The 1,150-nt window shown below is 57.6% G+C and carries 1 protein-coding gene; it reads right to left on the bottom strand.

Annotation, left to right across the window (positions count from 1 at the left end; genetic code table 11):
• Window positions 1-10 precede the first annotated feature (10 nt).
• The gene (locus tag KHC27_RS14865; RefSeq protein WP_213340175.1) at window positions 11-1,090 is read right to left on the bottom strand and encodes an IS630 family transposase; all 1,080 of its coding nucleotides are present in this window, start codon (window positions 1,088-1,090) and stop codon (window positions 11-13) included.
• Between the last annotated feature and the right edge of the window lie 60 nt (window positions 1,091-1,150).

Below are 1,150 nucleotides of genomic sequence, written 5' to 3' on the forward strand. Positions count from 1 at the left end.
TATACTCGGCCTACATCAAAACCCGGAAATTTCGCGGGTCGATGATATGGAAGTCATCGGAGATAAAGTCTCTCAACTTAAGCCATTGGCTTGGTAGTGTTTTTCGGAAGAACACGTTCACTGCATCTACGAAATCAGCGAAGCTTTCATAGTATTTGTTGTGGGTGACCGATGTGTGCATGACACGCCATAATCGCTCGATCGCGTTGAGATTGGGCGCGTAGGGCGGCAGGAATCTGAGATCGATCCTTTGTCCGTGCTCGACCATCCATGCCTCGACCTCCTTGGCATGGTGGTATCTGGCATTGTCGAGGAAAACATGGATTTTTCCCGCCCCCGGGTAGGCGGAAAGCAAGCGCGAAAACAGGCGGATGGTCGTCTCTGCGTTGACGGTTTCCCCTTCGACGATCTGGCAGAGGCCGCTTTCCAGATTGATGGCGCCATGCAGGTTCAGCCGCTGGCGACCGGCCGTCCGCAAGATGGCAACCGGATCGCCTTTTCTGATCCAGCCATGGGCCGGACGGCTCTGGTATTCCGGATGAACCGCATCAAGGAAAACCACCTGGTCATTGGCCCCCAATCGGCTGAGGAGACGGGAATACTCGGCCACGAACGCTTGTTGCGCTTGCACTGTCGGCAAGCGCGGTAGCGCCTTCGGCTTCTTGTATTCGAACCCGAGACGAGCGAGCAGCTTGATCATCCCGGACCGGCTGTAGGCGATGGAAAACCGCTTTTCGACAAGGGCAATGATCTCGGACGTGCTGGTGAACACGCGCGCCATCAGCGCTTTCACCAGGTCTATTTCCTGCGGCGCCGAAAGACGCGGCAGGCTGCCTTTCCAGCCGAAATCCGTCAGACGCCCAACACCGCCCGATGTCCAGCGTTGATGCCACTGGTAAACCGTGTCGTCGTCAACATAAAGCACCCGCGCCACCTCCGGCACGGCAAGCCCGTCATCCAGAAGCAAGATTGCATGCGCCCGACGCGCCGGGCCATGCTGGCCGGACGGCCGCCGCACTAGGGCCAACAAATGCTGGCGTTCCAAAGCGGTCAGGAATTGGCCTCTGATCATCCCGTAAGCAGAATCCATCAGCGCCGATTCCGCAAGCCTTCGCAGCTATTTGCCGGGATTCTACGGAGTCGGGGTATA

The sequence above is a fragment of the Ancylobacter lacus genome, assembly GCF_018390635.1.
GTDB classification, from domain to species: Bacteria; Pseudomonadota; Alphaproteobacteria; order Rhizobiales; family Xanthobacteraceae; genus Ancylobacter; species Ancylobacter lacus.